Annotated in this window: 17 protein-coding genes and 1 tRNA gene; 10 read left to right on the top strand and 8 right to left on the bottom strand. The window is 42.4% G+C overall.

Annotated elements, in window-relative coordinates; genetic code table 11:
• Positions 1 to 82: 82 nt before the first annotated feature.
• From CJD30_RS07525 to rpmB, 3 genes are all read right to left on the bottom strand, one after another.
• Positions 83 to 1,012, bottom strand: coding sequence for a ribose-phosphate pyrophosphokinase (locus CJD30_RS07525; RefSeq protein ID WP_294917986.1), 930 nt, complete (start codon positions 1,010 to 1,012; stop codon positions 83 to 85).
• A 64-nt stretch (positions 1,013 to 1,076) separates the two neighbouring features.
• Complete coding sequence (gene argJ, locus CJD30_RS07520; protein ID WP_294917984.1) at positions 1,077 to 2,264, bottom strand: bifunctional glutamate N-acetyltransferase/amino-acid acetyltransferase ArgJ; 1,188 nt, start codon at positions 2,262 to 2,264, stop codon at positions 1,077 to 1,079.
• A gap of 137 nt (positions 2,265 to 2,401) precedes the next feature.
• Positions 2,402 to 2,590 carry a 50S ribosomal protein L28 gene (gene rpmB, locus CJD30_RS07515; RefSeq protein WP_013459236.1) on the bottom strand — a complete coding sequence of 63 codons (189 nt, stop codon included), beginning with the start codon at positions 2,588 to 2,590 and terminating at the stop codon, positions 2,402 to 2,404.
• Positions 2,591 to 2,755: 165 nt separating this feature from the next.
• Between rpmB and CJD30_RS07510 the strand changes: the two genes are divergently transcribed.
• The 5 genes from CJD30_RS07510 (at position 2,756) to CJD30_RS07490 (ending at position 7,038) form a co-directional block, all read left to right on the top strand.
• Complete coding sequence (locus tag CJD30_RS07510) at positions 2,756 to 3,565, top strand: HDOD domain-containing protein (protein ID WP_294917982.1); 810 nt, start codon at positions 2,756 to 2,758, stop codon at positions 3,563 to 3,565.
• Entirely contained in the window at positions 3,549 to 4,943 is a 1,395-nt protein-coding gene (locus CJD30_RS07505) for a chemotaxis protein CheX (RefSeq protein ID WP_294917980.1), read from the top strand. Before CJD30_RS07510 ends, CJD30_RS07505 begins: the two co-directional genes overlap by 17 nt.
• A gap of 78 nt (positions 4,944 to 5,021) precedes the next feature.
• Entirely contained in the window at positions 5,022 to 5,663 is a 642-nt protein-coding gene (gene rpe, locus CJD30_RS07500) for a ribulose-phosphate 3-epimerase (protein WP_294917979.1), read from the top strand.
• Between the two features lie 2 nt (positions 5,664 to 5,665).
• The gene (locus CJD30_RS07495; protein WP_294917977.1) at positions 5,666 to 6,253 is read left to right on the top strand and encodes a phosphoribosylanthranilate isomerase; all 588 of its coding nucleotides are present in this window, start codon (positions 5,666 to 5,668) and stop codon (positions 6,251 to 6,253) included.
• A complete protein-coding gene (locus tag CJD30_RS07490; protein ID WP_294917975.1) occupies positions 6,250 to 7,038 on the top strand; it encodes a 3'-5' exonuclease in 789 nt (262 codons plus the stop codon). The genes CJD30_RS07495 and CJD30_RS07490 overlap by 4 nt, the downstream gene beginning before the upstream one ends.
• An 11-nt stretch (positions 7,039 to 7,049) precedes the next feature.
• Here the strand turns inward: CJD30_RS07490 and accA are convergent, their stop codons facing one another.
• The 5 genes from accA to gpmI form a co-directional block, all read right to left on the bottom strand.
• Positions 7,050 to 7,985 (bottom strand): acetyl-CoA carboxylase carboxyl transferase subunit alpha, encoded by a 936-nt coding sequence (accA, locus tag CJD30_RS07485; protein WP_294917973.1) that lies wholly within the window; start codon positions 7,983 to 7,985, stop codon positions 7,050 to 7,052.
• A gap of 12 nt (positions 7,986 to 7,997) precedes the next feature.
• Entirely contained in the window at positions 7,998 to 9,215 is a 1,218-nt protein-coding gene (locus tag CJD30_RS07480; RefSeq protein WP_294917971.1) for a beta-ketoacyl-ACP synthase II, read from the bottom strand.
• Between the two features lie 102 nt (positions 9,216 to 9,317).
• On the bottom strand, positions 9,318 to 9,548 hold the full coding sequence (gene acpP, locus CJD30_RS07475; protein ID WP_294917969.1) for an acyl carrier protein: 231 nt from the start codon (positions 9,546 to 9,548) through the stop codon (positions 9,318 to 9,320).
• Positions 9,549 to 9,629: 81 nt separating this feature from the next.
• Positions 9,630 to 10,373 carry a 3-oxoacyl-ACP reductase FabG gene (gene fabG / locus CJD30_RS07470; RefSeq protein ID WP_294917967.1) on the bottom strand — a complete coding sequence of 248 codons (744 nt, stop codon included), beginning with the start codon at positions 10,371 to 10,373 and terminating at the stop codon, positions 9,630 to 9,632.
• 9 nt (positions 10,374 to 10,382) lie between these two features.
• Complete coding sequence (gpmI, locus tag CJD30_RS07465) at positions 10,383 to 11,858, bottom strand: 2,3-bisphosphoglycerate-independent phosphoglycerate mutase (RefSeq protein ID WP_294917964.1); 1,476 nt, start codon at positions 11,856 to 11,858, stop codon at positions 10,383 to 10,385.
• Positions 11,859 to 11,950: 92 nt separating this feature from the next.
• Here gpmI and mraY point away from each other — a divergent pair, with 92 nt between their 5' ends.
• The 5 genes from mraY to CJD30_RS07440 form a co-directional block, all read left to right on the top strand.
• On the top strand, positions 11,951 to 13,009 hold the full coding sequence (gene mraY, locus CJD30_RS07460) for a phospho-N-acetylmuramoyl-pentapeptide-transferase (RefSeq protein WP_294917962.1): 1,059 nt from the start codon (positions 11,951 to 11,953) through the stop codon (positions 13,007 to 13,009).
• Complete coding sequence (murD, locus tag CJD30_RS07455; RefSeq protein WP_294918052.1) at positions 13,009 to 14,217, top strand: UDP-N-acetylmuramoyl-L-alanine--D-glutamate ligase; 1,209 nt, start codon at positions 13,009 to 13,011, stop codon at positions 14,215 to 14,217. The genes mraY and murD overlap by 1 nt, the downstream gene beginning before the upstream one ends.
• 64 nt (positions 14,218 to 14,281) lie before the next feature.
• Positions 14,282 to 14,357 (top strand) — tRNA-Phe (locus CJD30_RS07450).
• Between the two features lie 348 nt (positions 14,358 to 14,705).
• Entirely contained in the window at positions 14,706 to 15,191 is a 486-nt protein-coding gene (locus CJD30_RS07445; protein ID WP_294917961.1) for a hypothetical protein, read from the top strand.
• A gap of 27 nt (positions 15,192 to 15,218) precedes the next feature.
• A partial coding sequence (locus CJD30_RS07440; protein ID WP_294917959.1) for a hypothetical protein occupies positions 15,219 to 15,417 on the top strand: 199 nt, incomplete at its 3' end.

Raw genomic sequence — 15,417 nt, 5'->3', positions numbered from 1 at the left:
TCTGCCTCCTTAGGAGGCAAGCTTCAGTAGCCCAAGCGGCTAGCGTAGACCAAGGGACTTTGTTCCTTGGTCGTATCCATGGTTATGAAAACAGACTGTTGACACTTTCATTATGATACACACGGCGAATCACTTCGGCAAAAAGCGGTGCTACGCTGAGAACTTTGATCTTGTCACTTTGACCCCCGAGAGTCAATGTATTCGAAATCACAAGTTCATCAAGCTCACCGTTGTTGATGTTCTCAAACGCTTTCCCGCTAAGAACACCGTGCGTTGCACACGCCATGACCGATGCAGCTCCCCGTTTTTTGAGTGCGGCGGCTGCTTTAACCATCGTTCCAGCAGTATCGACCATATCGTCGATCATAATAACGTCTTTACCGGTCACATCACCAATGATATTCATCACTTCGGATTCATTCGCTTTTTCACGACGCTTATCGACGATAACCATCTCAAGGCCCAGTTTTTCTGCAAAATATCGAGCACGTGCGACTCCCCCAATGTCAGGAGAAGCAATAATCGGGTTAGGAAGATTTTTTGAGGTGATGTATTCTTGGAAAATGATTGCACCATAGAGGTTGTCTACCGGGATATCGAAGAATCCTTGGATTTGTCCCGCATGTAAATCGATCGTAACAACACGATCAATCCCCGCGGTTTCAAACATATCGGCAACCAATTTGGCCGTAATCGGAACACGTGGAGCAGCTTTACGGTCTTGTCGTGCATAACCGAAATACGGAACGACAGCTGTAATCGAATTAGCAGATGAGCGGCGAAGAGCATCGGTCATAATCAACAATTCCATCAAATTATCATTTGACGGGGCACCTGTACTTTGGATAATAAACACATCGCGTCCACGGACACTCTCGGAGATTTGAACGTTAATCTCACCATCGCTGAATCGTTTTACCGACGCTTTTGAGAGAGGGACATCGAGGGTTTTGCACACCTCTGAGGCAAATTCGGTACACGCTGAACCGCTGAAAATTTTATAACCGCGCATTAGTCTTCCTGTTGAGCATAAATTAACGCGATTATAGCAAGAGGAGGCTTAGTACGAAATAATACTACGTCCGATAATCGGCGTTGATTTTGACGTATTCATGCCCCAAATCACATCCGTACGCGGTGAATTCGCCATCTTGCAATCCGATATCGCAGTGAATCGTAAAAACTGATTTTTGCATCACAGCTGCCGCAAGCGGTTCAAGCTTTTCATCAAAGAGAAGCTCCCCTTTTTTGTAAACGCAGATATCATCAAACCAGATACTGAGAAATGCTTCATCACACATGACTCCGCTCGCACCCACCGTCGATGCGATCCGTCCCCAGTTCGGGTCTTGCCCGAAAAGTGCCGTTTTGACCAACAATGAGTTACTCAATGCTTTTGCGGCAATTTCAGCTTCTTTGTGATTGATCGCTCCGGTAACTTTGTAGGTTACAAGCTTTGTCGCCCCCTCACCGTCACGAACCATCTCTTTTGCCAAAAAGAGCATGATCGATTCCAAAGCCTCTTTGAACGCTCCTGCATGGAACGTACCCGAGAGAGAATTCGCCATGACTAAAACGGTATCGTTGGTCGAGGTGTCTCCATCGACACTCGCCGCATTAAATGTCGTATGGACACACTCATCAAGGATATTTTGCATCGTTGCTTTATCAACTGCCGCATCGGTCGTAATAAAACAAAGCATCGTCGCCATTGCAGGATTGATCATCCCTGCCCCCTTGGCCATAGCCCCGATACGAAATGTTTTCCCATCCGATAGCGTCACTTCATACGCGATACGTTTTGCAAACGTATCGGTCGTCATTATCGCTTCAGAAGCATTGATCCCCTCACGGTGAGAGAGATCAAACTGCATCGCCCCCTCAACAATCTTGGCCTTTGGAAGCCGTACACCGATCACCCCCGTCGAACTCATAACGGGATTTTGGATTTGAGGAAACTTTGCTTTAAGAGCATCCAGCACCTCATCGATATCATCAATTCCCGCACGCCCTGTCATGGCATTCGCATTTTTTGAGTTGATCAAGACAAAGTTGCCTTCAAACTCCCCTTGTGCGCGAAAATGTCGAATCGGAGCCGCTGTCATTTTATTGGTAGTAAATACCGATGCAATCGCGCATGGTTTTTCCGAATAGATAAAAGCGAGATCTTTCGCTCCCTCTTTTTTTAATCCGATATGGATACCATCGGCAAAAAAACCTGACGCAGCACAAACACCGCCATCAATAGACTTTATGCTATACATAATGAAATACTCCTAATACAAAAAGGGTAATAAATATTTGGTTTATTATAAACAGAGTTACCAATGTAAAAAATTAAATTGAGGGATTTTAAAGGATGGGAGCGAACTCCCTAGATGCGTGGGGACCACGCGGGAGATTACGAATCTTTTTTAAGAGTACGAAGCTCAGAAGCAGCAATTTTCAGTTTTTTAGTTGTACCGTCTTCAAGTGTTACACGAACAGTACGAAGGTTAGGTAAAAAACGGCGTTTAGTTCTGTTTTTCGCGTGAGAAACGTTGTTCCCGCTCATTGGGCCTTTACCGCTAATAGCACATTTTCTTGCCATTTTGAGGCTCCTTGCGTAAATTTTAGTTGCGAATTTTATCTTATTTAACCCAAAGTTTACCTTAATCAATACTATCACCTCGATAAAAGGCTTCTTTAATCTAACCCCCATTACAATTAGAACTGTTTAACACTAAAAAAAATTTAAGATGGGATACTGTTACGCGTGGTGACCAAAGATGAAATCGTACATTATATACAAAACATCCCCCCTGCTCCTTCAATAGTAAAACAAACTCTCGATTTTACGAGAGCAGGTGATTTAACCAAAGCGGCAAAATGTGCAGAAGAAGATCCTGCACTCAAACTCTATCTCAAAACCCTAGTGAACCGCCCAGTATACGGCTTTCGGAACGAAGTTACCGATCTGCCTCAGATATTCGGCATTTTAGGAGTTTCGACAGCTCAACAGATTCTCTATAATTATCTTATGAGTGTTTTAGTGCCAAAAAAATGGGATCTTTTTGAATTGGATCATCATGCATTTTATGATTTGCAAGCATCACTAAGCAATAAATGGACGAAAATTCTCTCCCATCTTGGATTGCTCAACCATGATAACGAAAGTGCCATTACCCTTTTACCTGCAAGTATTATCGTTTGTGACGCACTCTTTGGTACTCATAAACATGAAGTAGAACAGTTAAAGTCGGTTAAATCGCTCGATTACAATACGATACTTTTTCGATTATGCCAATTAAGCCTATTCGATATTTGTAATGAAATAGCAAAAAAATGGGAACTTCCTGAAACAGTTAGCCGCGTTGTGCACGCATCCTCAGGTAATGATCATAATCTAAACCCTACAGAGAACGTACTAGCACAATGGATGCATCTTCTTCTCTTTTTTGAACTCAGTCAAAGCACCTATGTGAGTGCCGGTTTGAACGAGTTTATCGAATTTAAAATTGATTTTGTTCAAGATATTTATGAATCTTTTATGCAGGTGGTAGAGTACGATGCGTGCAACGGTTAAAGGACGAGTCGCCGTTTTCCACCCGCAAGGGTTTTTAGATGGAAACAACGCCCCTTCATTTTTAACAATAGACGATATCAGAGCAACCGAATCGCTTAACATCGATATGCTTTTGGTATCGCTCAAAAAGGTTATTTTTTTCAATAAAAACGGTCTTGATGTTTTTATCCGTATGTTGATTAATATGCGAAATCAAAAACATATTGCGGTCGGTTTATGTGATTACGATTCCGCGAAATTCAAAACTATTCAGATTTTTTACGGCAGTAATCTCAATTTCTCATTGTTTCGTACCGAAAAAATTGCAGAACTCTTTGTCGCAACAAACAAAAGTGACCCAAAAACTATTTTGCTTTATAATGAAGATCCGTCTCAACGTTCGGCTATGGCGATTGAGCTGTTTGATTATGGGCACAACCCCATTATCGTCCAAAGCAAAAAAGAGTTTGAAGAAAAAAAACAAAACCCTGATCTCTATTATGCGATTGTCGAGGATACCTATTTAGGATTATTCGGTCAAAAAGTAGCAACACGTGTAACCGGGAATGCCATTATTTATACGATTGGTAATTTCTTGGATGCGGAAATCGGAAATACCTTCAATATCGCCTATCATAACAACTCTTTGAACGTCGGATTTCGTCTTTTTATTTTCGATGCGTATAAAGTCGTATCGATGAACGTACATGCATTGAATTTCTTCACGAAACTCGCTTCATCCGCTGCAGAATACAATGCCACCATCTGTTTTGTCGGATTGACATTTGATAAAACGCCTATCACGTTCAAAAATGATCTTGAAGATGCCGGTATGCTCTTTTTCGATCAAATGGAAGATATTCTAAAAAATAAAGAGCTTCTTCAAGAGCTTGGCGGAAGTAGTGCCACAGCTTCGAAAAAGACTCGATCCCTTACCAAAGGGCTTATTAACGAACTTCCCGGATTTATCGATGCTACCGTATCAACTCTGGTTATGATGACGAATGCAAAAGCGGCTAAAGAGTCTATGAACATACAGACGCTTGAAGTCAAAGATAGCCAAAATCAGTATGCCAGTTCCATCGGTTTTTATGGAGATTTGGATGGGATGATCATTTTAATCTTTCCAAAAACGGTTGCTAAAAAAGCGTGTGAATTACTGATTGGCGAAGAAACAGAGAATGAAGAAGCAATCCTTGACTCGTTGGCCGAGTTTGTTAATATTATCGGGGGGCGTGCCAAAACGATTTTGGGAGAGAAAAAGAACCGCGTCGATATTACGTTGCCGCGTACCTATTCTGATGTTAACTCGTTACTTGAAATGGCCCAAAATAAAAAAGGGGTTCAAGTTGATCTTAGTTTTGAAGGAAGTCATTTTACCTTTTTTCTAACTCGGTAATTTTAACACTATTAAGAATAAAAGCTCCATGCAAAACTTTTTTGCTAAAATACGACAAATATTACATAAGGTATACCGATGTTAGTCGCTCCAAGCGTCCTTTCCGCCGATTTTGGGAATTTAGCGCACGATGTTCGTGCAATTTGTGACGCAGGATGCGATTTAGTCCATGTTGACGTTATGGATGGACACTTTGTTCCTAATCTGACTATCGGACCGGTTGTCGTAAGTTCGATTGCACGTGCTGCTACCAAGCCTCTGGATATACACCTTATGGTACAAAACAATACTTTTTTTGTTGATCTTTTCGCTCCGCTCAAACCAGAATACATCACCTTTCACATCGAAGAAGAAAAGCATCCTCACCGTCTTGTCCATTATATTCGATCGCTAGGGATAAAACCCGGTATTGTTCTAAACCCCCATACTCCTGCGGAAGCGGTTGAATACCTTCTTGGTGATGTAGACATGGTTTTGGTCATGTCCGTCAATCCTGGTTTTGGTGGACAAAAATTCATCCCGACTGTTATTGAAAAAATTCGCCGCCTAAAAATACTTCGTGATCGCATTAATCCGAATTGTCTGATTGAAATCGACGGTGGTGTCGGAAACTCCAATATTCAACTTCTCAAAGACGCCGGTGTTGATGTATGTGTTGCAGGAAGCTATGTTTTTGGACAAGAAGACTATAAAGCTGCGATCGAAAGTTTAAAAATCTAACGATGCGGGTAAAAATCTGCGGAATTACCAATCTCAATGACGCACTTCAAGCTATCGATGCGGGTGCCGATGCACTCGGATTTGTTTTTTATCCTGATTCTCCTCGCTATATCACTCCTGAAAATGTCAAACATATTATTTCGAAACTCCCCCCGTTTGTTGAAAAAGTGGCTCTTTTTGTGAATGAGACTCCTGAAACAATCCGATCTGTCTGTTTAGAGACCGGATGTACTCTGGCACAAATACATTTTGACGTTGACGATCATTTTATTGATCAGATCCGTTTTCCCTCTTTACGCGTTATTCGTGCTCAAAAGCAAGAAGATATTTTGGCATTCTGTAATGAATACCGTTTGGTTGATGCTTATTGTGAAGGCTACGGAGGAAGTGGAAAACGACTCAATATAGAGTGGTTTGAAGGGATCGATTGCTCAAAAATCATCCTTGCCGGTGGCCTCGATCCCGATAACGTTGCATCACTGAAATCTTACGGATTTTACGGTGTCGACGTTAGCAGCGGAGTTGAAGTGTCTAAAGGGAAAAAAGATCATCAAAAAGTGCTTTCTTTCATCACAAAGGCAAAAATGTGAGTTTGCTTGATCAAAAAATAGTCCTTCGTCTTGCTAAAAACGGTATCCCTAAAGACGAATTTGAATCCATCGCAGATGAGACGGAACGTGAACTCTTAAAAGCTCAGGGTGCAAATATCATCCTGGATAACGATCACTATACATTTGAAAGTGCCGTAACTTCTGTCAACAATACGTTGTTTTGCATCGTTGATATCGAATCTAACGGATCTAAACCCTCTCATCACCAGATTATCGAAATCGGTGCCGTCAAAATGCAAAACGGACAGATTCTTGATACGTTTGAAAGCCTTGTTTATTGCACTGAAATCTCAGATCAAATCCAGGAAATCACCGGAATCACACCCGATCAAACCCTCAAAGCTCCCGGATTATCGAAAGTGATGCGAGAATTCCGCCTCTTTTTGGGGGATGCCGTATTTGTCGGTCATGATGCTAAATTTGACTATAATTTTGTCTCCGCAATGATGGAGCGGGTCGGTCTTTCACGTCTTCTGAACCGTTCGTTATGCACGATAGATCTAGCTGAACGTACAATCGAATCTGAACGCTACGGGCTTGCGTATCTTAATGAGGCACTAGAGCTTTATAAAGATGCAACTCATCATAGAGCTCTCTCAGATGCTATTACAACCACAAAGCTTCTCAAACGCACTCTAGCCATTATTCCTGAAACCATCAAAAATACTGAAGAACTTATTGCATTTTCTAAAGAGGCAAAACGGTTGAAACGGCCAAAAGTGAAAAAAGAAGAGAAGATAGAAGGGTCTACTACAGAGGGATAAGAATGATTTTCTTATTCAGAAAATCGTCCCATCCCCACAAGACGGTTATAGCGTTTTTCGAGACGCTCTGCATCACTCAATGTTTTCAGCTCATTGACAGAGTTCATAAAATAGGTTTTTAGCGCGATTGCGGCACCTTCTTTATCACGGTGGGCACCGATCAGTGGTTCATCAACAACATCGTCGATCAAATCAAGCTCTTTTAAATCGGATGAAGTAATTTTAAGTGCTTTTGTCGCTGCTTCTACTTTTGAGGGATCATTCCACAAAATCGCAGAACACCCTTCCGGAGAGATAACACTGAAAACAGAGTAACGCATCATTGCGAGGCGATCAGCAACACCGATAGCCAATGCTCCTCCGCTTCCCCCTTCACCGATTACGACCGATACAGTAATTGTATTCAGGTTCGAAAGCTCGAGAAGATTACGGGCAATTGCTTCACTTTGATTGCGTTCTTCGGCACCCAATCCCGGATAGGCGCCCGGAGTGTCAATGAGCATCAATACCGGGATATTGAATTTTTCCGCCATTTTTGCAGCGCGAAGAGCTTTTCGATACCCTTCAGGATGCGGCATACCAAAATTCCGCTTGAGCTTATTTTTTGTTCCACGCCCTTTTTGTTCACCGATAACCATAACACGCTCTTCACCGATAGTGCCAAGATAACAGATGATAGAGAGATCATCACGGAAATGGCGATCTCCATGAATCTCATATTTTTTGTCCAACAAAAGATTGATATAGTCTAAAGCATACGGACGATCAGCGTGTCGAGCCAACTGTAACTCTTGATACGGAGAGAGATTTGAATAGGTTTTTTCAACCTCTTTTGCCAAATCCTGCTTGAGTATCTCTACTGCATGATGATCATAACGCACTTCTGCAGATATGATCTCCTCTTGAATTTGACGGATGTTTTGTTCAAAATCTAAATAGGTAGCCAAAGGCTTGCCCTCTTATATTTTTTTGAAAATAACGACACCGTTTGTGCCGCCAAATCCAAATGAGTTAGACATAACAATATTGAGTTCTGCTTTACGTGCAGCATTCGGAACGATATCCAAATCACAATTTTCATCCGGGTTAACATAGTTGATGGTTGGAGGGATGATACCATCACGCATAGCCATAATACTGATGACAGCTTCGATACCGCCGGCTGCTCCAAGACAGTGACCTGTTTGACCTTTTGTTGAGCTCACCGGAGGACAATTCTCTTTTCCACCGAATGCAATTTTCAGTGCTGCAGTCTCATTTTTATCGTTGGTAGGTGTACTTGTACCGTGTGCATTTACATAATCTACTTTTGGATTACCTGCCATTTTGAGAGCTGCTTTCATTGCACGAAGTGGCCCTTCCAAACTAGGAGTCGTAATGTGATTTGCATCGCCGCTCTCACCAAATCCGATCACTTCTGCATAAATACGTGCACCACGCGCTACAGCGCTCTCATACTCTTCAAGAACCAGCGCAGCAGCACCTTCTCCCATTACGAATCCGTCACGTTCCGCATCAAACGGACGCGATGCATGTTTTGGATCTTCATTGCGCGTTGAAAGTGCTTTCATCGATGCAAATCCACCGATTCCAACACCTGTAATCGCTGATTCAGCCGCAACCACCAACATTTGATCCGCACCGTTTGTTATGATTGTTTTTGCCGCTTCACTGATCGCGTGTGTACCCGCAGCACATGCAGTTACTGCTGAAAGATTCGGTCCTAGCAAACCGTGATCAATAGTGATAAATCCTCCGAGCATATTAACCAATGCACCAGGAATAAAGAATGGAGAAATACGACGCGGCCCTTTTGTTTCCAAGATAATCGAATTTTTTTCGATTAGAGGAAGACCGCCGATTCCCGATGCGGCATCGATTCCGAAGCGCTCTTTATCAAAATCTTCCGGGAAATTCGCATCTGCCATCGCTTCTTGAGCTGCTTTAATCCCAAGATGAATAAAACGGTCCGCTTTTTTGACCTCTTTTGGATCCATAACAGTCTCTGGATCAAAATTTTTAACTTCACCGGCAATTTGAGCACTTTGAGCAGATGCATCAAAAATTGTAATCATATCAATCCCGCACTCACCTTCACAAATTGCTTTAAATGAGCTCTCTTTATCGTGACCAAGCGCATTGATCATTCCCATTCCGGTTACTACTACTCTTCTCACATTCTCTCCTGATCGTGATGGTCTGAAACTTTGGCTCCGCTAAGCCAATACTTTAGACCATTTAGTAAATTTGTTTATCGAGGAGCCCCTCGATAATCGTTTTTAGTTTTTGCTTTCGATGTAGTTGATTACATCTTGAACAGTTGCAATTTTTTCCGCTTGATCATCAGGAATTTCGATGTCGAATTTCTCTTCAAGAGCCATTACCAATTCAACAACGTCAAGACTGTCAGCGCCAAGATCTTCAACGAATCTAGAATCCGCTTTTACTTCATCCGGGTTAACGCTTAATTGCTCAACCACTACTTCTTTAATATCTTCCAAAAGTGCCATAATAGCTCCTGTTCCTATGAATAAAATCGGCAAATTATACCATATTTACCTTAAGAGGCAAATTGCGCTCTTTTGGAGAAGTTACATAAACATCCCGCCGTTGACTTTTAAAGTCTCTCCCGTGATATAACTTGCATGATCACTAAGCAAGAAAGCGGTCGCTTCAGCTACTTCACTCGGGTTTCCAAAACGCCCCATCGGAATTTTAGAGGTAAATGAAGCTTTAATCTCTTCACTGAGTACATCCGTCATATCCGTAGCGATAAATCCCGGAGTAACAGTATTGTAACGGATACCGCTTGATGCAGCCTCTTGTGCGAAACTTTTCGTCATAGCGATAACGCCCCCTTTGGAAGCCGCATAATTCGTTTGCCCTGCATTACCGGTTTCACCTACAATAGAAGCAATGTTCACAATTGCACCAAACTTTTGTTTGCGCATGCTTTTAAACGCTTCGCGGCATCCGACGAATGCAGAAAGCAGATTTGCATTGATCACCGCCATAAAATCATCACTCTTCATACGAAGCGCTAAGCCGTCTTTCGTAATTCCTGCATTATTGACCAAATACGAAAGTTCTCCATCTGCATCGACAATCGTTTTGATCGCATCGACAAACGCTGCTTCATCAGCAACGTCAAATCCGATCACTGCCGCTTGACCGCCTGCAGATTCAATTTCAGCTTTCACGGCATCGGCTGCCGCTGCACCGCTTCGGTAGTTGATCCATACTTTTAACCCATAACCTGCCAATACTTTTGCCACTTCCGCGCCGATACCTCGGCTCGAACCTGTTACCAATACATTTTTGCCTGTGAATTTCATCATTATCCTTTATATAAGTGGTGTGTCCATCTCGGACGGAATATCAAGTTCCATGAGTTTTAGAACAGTTGGGGCAACATTATTAAGTGCACCCGGGTGAACTTCATTCACTCCATCCGCCATTACAAAACACCATACTTTTCCAACTGTGTGGTTGGTTAGAACATTTCCAGCATCATCACGCATCTCTTCGCAGTTTCCGTGATCCGAAGTAAGTACCATAGAATAACCGTTACGTTTTGCCGATTCTACAATTCGTCCCAGCTCATAATCAACCGCTTCGACCGCTTTGATTGCAGCATCAAAATTACCGGTATGCCCAACCATATCGCCGTTGGCGAAATTGACCACGACAAAATCGTACCCTTCATCGAGCGCTTTGAGAACCGCGTCTCCTACGTCAGGTGCAGACATCTGCGGCTGCATATCGTAGGTTTTGACTTGCGGACTTGGGATTAATACGCGCGTCTCATTTTCATAGGGCTCTTCGATACCGCCGTTAAAAAAGAAGGTGACATGCGCATATTTCTCCGTCTCAGCCGTATGAAGCTGTCGAAGTCCTGCTTTTGAGATCACTTCGGAGAGTGTATTGATCGGTGCGTCTTTTGGAAACAGTACCGGATAAGGAAAGCTTTTGTCATACTGCGTCATCGTTGCAAGATGCGTTGGTACAAACGCTCGGCTAAATCCGCTAAAGTTTTTGTCTCCGATGGCTGTAGTCAACTCACGCATGCGGTCGCTTCGGAAATTAAGCATTAAAACGGCATCACCCTCTTTAATCCCTTCATATCCTTCAAAGGCGCTCGGGGTGATAAACTCATCGGTTTCACCCGCGGCGTACGCATTTTCAATATAGTCTGCAACGCTTTGCTCACTCTTAGGAGTGGCATTGACGATAGCGTTATAACCGCTTTGAACACGGTCCCATCGATTATCTCTATCCATCGCATAAAACCGTCCTCCGATCGAGGCAATTTTAATATTCTCTGATGTGTGCGCATCGATCGTATGTAAAAACAGTTTTGCTGATGTCGGGGCGACGTCCCGACCGTCAGTAATCAAGTGAAGCCATACCTCTTTGCCCTCATCGGCAGCGATCTCCGCAACTCCCATGATATGATCGATATGAGAATGGACTCCTCCATCACTCATCAAACCGATAAGATGGATTCGCTTGCTGGTTTTCATCAATGCTGAAAAAACATCGTTATCGGCAAATTTTCCTTCGGCAAGAGCAAGTGAAATTTTCACCAAATCTTGGTACAAGACACGGCCGCTTCCAATAGACATATGTCCCACTTCAGAGTTCCCCATTTGCCCTTCAGGAAGTCCCACGCTCAAGCCAAAGGTATCGATCAGAGAATGAGGAACCTCTTTAAATAAACGCTCATAGGTGGGCTTTTTAGCCTTATGAAAAGCGTTAAAATCGCATTTCGGCGAATAACCGATGCCGTCTGTGATGACCAAAACGGTTTTTTTACTCAAATTGGCTCCTTCGATTAATCAAACTTTTTGGGGATTATATTAAAATGTCACTTTTGCATTGCTTTCAAAATTTAATCACAAAGAGTTAATAGATGTTATATTGGTTTCACAAAGCACTCGGCATTAATCTATTTCAATACATCACCCTCCGTGCCGGGGTTTCGTTTTTTATCGGTTTGCTCCTCACCCTCTTTTTTATGCCGCGTTTTATTGCGTGGGCACAGCGTTCCGCACGTGTTCAGCCCATCAACGAATATGTTAGCGCTCATCAGGGAAAAGCCAAAACACCCACGATGGGGGGGATCGTTTTTATCGTTTCTACCATCATCGCTTCCTTGCTGACCGTTAACATTATGAACCCGTTTGTGATCGGCGGCCTTCTTACACTGATCTTTTATGCGTATATCGGCTTTACGGATGACTGGGGAAAAATTCGGGGCGCAAACAACCTTGCCGGACTCAGTGCACGCGCAAAAATGGCATTGCAACTTGTTTTCGGTGTTGCGATCGGTATTTTCTTAATCCACTACGCCAAACTCGAAACCGGCTTTTACGTTCCCTTTATCAAAGCAAGCCTTTTTGATATGGGATGGTGGAGTGTCGCTTTTTGGGTGTTTGTGATGATTGCAACCTCAAATGCCGTCAATCTTACCGATGGATTGGACGGGCTTGCGACAGTCCCCTCTATCTTTGCTCTGCTCTCACTTAGTATTATCGTCTATATCGTAGGGAATGCTGCGTTGTCCCACTACCTTTTGATGCCGAAAATTCCTGCCGGGGAAGTAGTTATCATCGCTGCTGCTCTTATGGGATCACTGCTGGGCTTTTTGTGGTACAACTGCCATCCGGCACAAGTATTCATGGGCGATAGCGGCTCACTCACGATCGGTGCTTTTATCGCCTATTTAGCGATCATCGGAAAAAGCGAAATTCTTCTTATCCTCATCGGACTTATCTTCGTCATCGAAACCGTTTCGGTTATCTTGCAGGTCGGAAGCTACAAGCTCCGCAAAAAGAGGGTCTTTTTGATGGCACCTATTCATCACCATTTTGAAATGAAACAATGGGCCGAGAACAAAATCATCGTCCGTTTTTGGATTATCTCTTTGTTATCCAATATCTTCGCTCTTATCACACTAAAGATTCGCTAATGAAAGATCAAAACATCGCCTGCTTCGGGTATGCCAAAACGACCCGAGCGATTGCTAACAAAGTTGGTCCCTGTACTTTTTTCGATGATAAAACAACGCAAACCTATACTGATGAAGCGGGAAATATAATCCGTCCGGCAAGTGAATTTGACACCACTCTTTTCACACATGAAATTCCCTCTCCCGGTTTTCCTCCGAGTCATCCCCTCATCCAAAATGCGACACATCTTATCAGCGAATATGATTTTTTTGCTTCGCAAACCCCGTTTTCAATCTGGATCAGCGGAACGAACGGCAAAACAACGACAACGCAAATGGTTGAACATCTCCTTGCCGACAAGGGAGCGATCAGCGGCGGAAACATCGGTACTCCCCTCGCAGACATGTCAGGTGAAGCTCCAATTTGGATTTTGGAGACGAGTTCTTTCAGTATGCATTACAATAAAATTGCATCTCCTAATATCTACGCACTTCTTCCGATCACGCCCGATCATGTGAGCTGGCATGGGAGTATGGAAGAATACATTGCTGCCAAACTCAAACCCCTCGAAACCATGAAGGAAGGAGAAGCTGTTATCCTCCCAAAAGCGTATGCCGACACGCCGACGAAAGCTTTTGTTATCCCTTATGAAGATGAAAATGATCTGGCAGAGTATTTCGGGATCGATGCCTCCCGAGTCAAATTCAAAGGGGCGTTTTTGATGGACGCCCTCATCGCGATGGGAATCGACAAAATTCTCTATGATCGTATCGATTACGATAAAATCAACGCCTTTATCCTCGATCCTCATCGCCAAGAAGAAGTTCGAGACTCTCGCGGACGATTGTGGATCAACGATTCAAAAGCAACCAATATCGATGCAACCCTCGCAGCTTTACGTACGTATCCAAACCAAAAGATTCATCTGATTCTCGGAGGAGATGATAAAGGGGTAGAACTTGAAGAGCTTTTTACGCCTCTTAAATCTTACGATGTCGAGGTTTATGCAATCGGTAGCAATGCCGAGCGATTAAATGGACTGTGTGAGCGCTATAGTATCCCCTGCACTCTTTGTCATACCTTGGATATTGCCGTTGCTACAATCGATCAACGTCTAGATGAACACAGTATCGCAATGCTCTCACCGGCGGCAGCAAGTTTGGATCAATTTACATCTTATGCAGAGCGTGGAAATCTTTTCAAAACCCTCGCGCAAAGAACAAAATAAAGACTTTTATAGCTTTAAGCTTCTTTTTAAGCTTACATAGCTATAATTTCGTCCTCACAAACGTGGCTAATTAGCTCAGTCGGTAGAGCAAATGACTGAAAATCATTGTGTCCTTGGTTCGATTCCGAGATTAGCCACCACCTTACAAAACAATCCCTTCTAATACAATCCGCCCATTCAACAATCAAGTGCAACAACGTTATTTTTATAGCGCCTCCCATTCAACACGCCAATTCAAGTAGTAAGTGCAACACACGGTTAAGCTACAGAATAAGAGTTTATAATTTTGAAAAGTTGGGGAATATAGACTCCCTTTCTTTCCCGTATAGTCGGTTTATTTTTTTAGATAGTAGCTCTGAAATGGATTTAAAAATGCAATACCTTATATTCAACCGAATGAATATATTAACATTACCAATGGAATGAAATAACTAATTTTCCCTTCACTTAATGTATCATACCTTATAATAAAAGACAAGGACTATTAAATGCCATTAATTAAGTGTTATGAATGTGAAAAAGAAATTTCAGACAAAGCTTTGTCTTGCCCTCACTGTGGTGCTCCAGCGACATCAGAACCGAAAGAAGAAGAACCAACAATTGAATTAAATAAGAAAGATAACATTGCCCCTAAAACAAATGAAGCCAGCAAAGGCGGTGAAGCTTTTTCCGTAATTTTTACAAGTTTATTCATTTTAATTGTTATTGTCATATTTATTAGATCTTGTTCTGGAAGTGATGATAAAGTTAAACCTGCAACATCAGAAGTAGATGCCCCAGCAGATGTCACAGTAACTGATGCTCAAAAAATAGCTGCAAAAGAACTTATTTCGGCTAATGGATACACTTGTGATTCCATAGATGGAATGAATAGATTTTTCACAAGTGAAGGGTATCACGTTTATTGTAATGACCACCGATATAATTATGATATTGAAAATAAAGGTGGTAATTGGATTGTCTCTGTAAAATAAGTTACAGTGAAAAGAAGGGGGGGAGTAATGTATTTTCCAAAAGAAAAAATTTCAAGTTGTGAAATTGCAGGTGCTATTGCTCTTTCAGCGCTTCATGATTTACGAATAAATCTTTTTCGATTTGAAGGTTTCCCTCAAATTTCAGTTTTTGAAGCATCAGATAATAGGTTCAAAATATTCCTTTTATGGACTAATAATCGGGGAAAAATCAATTCTGTCGAATTTT

The sequence above is a fragment of the Sulfuricurvum sp. PD_MW2 genome, assembly GCF_002633015.1.
In the GTDB taxonomy this organism is placed as follows: Bacteria; Campylobacterota; Campylobacteria; order Campylobacterales; family Sulfurimonadaceae; genus Sulfuricurvum.
The sequence above is the reverse complement of the archived record's forward strand: the minus strand, read 5'-3'. Positions and strand labels throughout refer to the sequence as shown.